Source organism: Methylobacterium indicum, from assembly GCF_001043895.1.
GTDB lineage: Bacteria > Pseudomonadota > Alphaproteobacteria > Rhizobiales > Beijerinckiaceae > Methylobacterium > Methylobacterium indicum.
In genome coordinates this window covers 1-1,673 of the sequence record NZ_JTHF01000290.1, presented here as the reverse complement: position 1 = coordinate 1,673, position 1,673 = coordinate 1, and the positions used below count along the sequence as shown (strand labels likewise).

The window sequence follows — 1,673 nt, the reverse complement described above, 5'->3', positions numbered from 1 at the left end:
CCCGGACGACGTCGTCCGGGGTGATGGCGTAGGGCTGGCTCACGCGGGGGCTCTCCGGGGTGGCGGCACCATAAAGCCCGGCCGCGCCGGCGTCAGCCCGGCCCCGGATCGGCCAGCGCCGCGTCCGGCGTGTCGAGGTAGTAGTGCTTGAGCAGGTAGAGCGCCGCGCCGCCGACCGGGCCGCGGTCGCTCGTCAGCCCCGAGAGGTCGGTACGGCTCATCCCCGAGAACTCGCAGACCGCGTAGCGCGGCAGCGGGCTGCGGCCCTCGCGCTCCTGCGCGAAGTCGACCCGGATGCTGCGCTCCTGCGGGCCCGTCGCGGTGCGCAGGACGGTGATGCGGGCGCCCGCCGGCACCAGGGTGGGCAGGGCCCGCCGGCAGATCCGGGCCTGCTCGGCATCCGGGCTGCCGGCGCAGGCGGCCAGGCTCGCGAGCGCCGCGAGCGCCGCGAGTCTCGGCCTCACCCCCGACGCAATCACCCTCGTCGCAATCACCCTTGCCGCAGCCGCTCGGCGACCCGCGGGGCGAAGTAGGTGAAGATGCCGTCGGCGCCGGCGCGCTTGAAGGCGGCCAGGCTCTCCATCATGGCGCGCTCGCCGTCGAGCCAGCCGTTCTGGGCGGCGGCCGCGATCATCGCGTACTCGCCCGACACCTGGTAGGCGAAGGTCGGGACCGAGAAGGTCTCCTTCACCCGGCGGATCACGTCGAGATACGGCATCCCGGGCTTGACCATGACCGAGTCGGCCCCCTCGTCGAGGTCGAGGGCGACCTCGCGCAGGGCCTCGTCGGTGTTGCCCGCATCCATCTGGTAGGTGCGCTTGTCGCCGACCAGCGTGGCGCTCGTGCCGATCGCGTCGCGGAACGGGCCGTAGAAGGCGCTGGCGTACTTCGCCGCGTAGGTCATGATCTGGACATCGCGAAAACCCGCCCGGTCGAGCCCGGCCCGGATCGCGCCGACGCGGCCGTCCATCATGTCGGAGGGGGCGATCACATCGGTGCCGGCCTCGGCCTGGATCAGGCTCTGCTCGACGAGGAGCGCCACCGTCTCGTCGTTGACGATCACCCCGTCCTCCAGGAGGCCGTCATGGCCGTGGCTGGTATAGGGGTCGAGGGCGACGTCGGTGATGACGCCGATCTCCGGCACCGCCTTCTTCACCGCCCGCACGGCGCGGCAGACGAGGTTGTTGCGGTTGAGCGCCTCGGAGCCGGTGGCGTCGCGCAAGGACGGTTCGACGAAGGGGAAGAACGAGATCGCCGGGATGCGCAAGGAGGCGGCCTTCTCGGCCGCCCGCACCGCCTCGTCGACGGTCAGGCGCTCGACGCCCGGCATCGAGGCGACCGGATCGCGCCGGCCCTCGCCCTCGATCAGGAAGATCGGCCAGATCAGGTCGTCGACGGTCAGCGTCGTCTCGCGCACCAGGCGGCGCGACCACTCGGCCTTGCGGTTGCGCCGCGGGCGCTGGGTCAGTCCCAGGGAGGCCGGCTCGGTCCGGGCAGCTTCCCGGGCGAGCGGCCGGGGCATCGGCTGGATCTGCGACATCCGGGGTCGGGCCTCCTCGCGGCCCGCTCCAGGTCGGGCCTGATCTTCGTCGAATTCGTCCAATCCGCAGGTAGCACGTTCCGGGCGGCGCCAGAACCCGGGCGCGGCCGCATGGCAGGGCCGCGGGCGCGTG

At 72.8% G+C, this 1,673-nt stretch carries 2 protein-coding genes; both read right to left on the bottom strand.

Annotated elements, in window-relative coordinates; translation table 11 throughout:
- Positions 1–92: 92 nt before the first annotated feature.
- Positions 93–464, bottom strand: a complete 372-nt coding sequence (locus QR78_RS27480) for a hypothetical protein (RefSeq protein ID WP_048430794.1) — start codon at positions 462–464, stop codon at positions 93–95.
- Positions 465–490: 26 nt separating this feature from the next.
- Positions 491–1,540, bottom strand: a complete 1,050-nt coding sequence (gene hemB / locus QR78_RS27475; protein ID WP_048430793.1) for a porphobilinogen synthase — start codon at positions 1,538–1,540, stop codon at positions 491–493.
- Between the last annotated feature and the right edge of the window lie 133 nt (positions 1,541–1,673).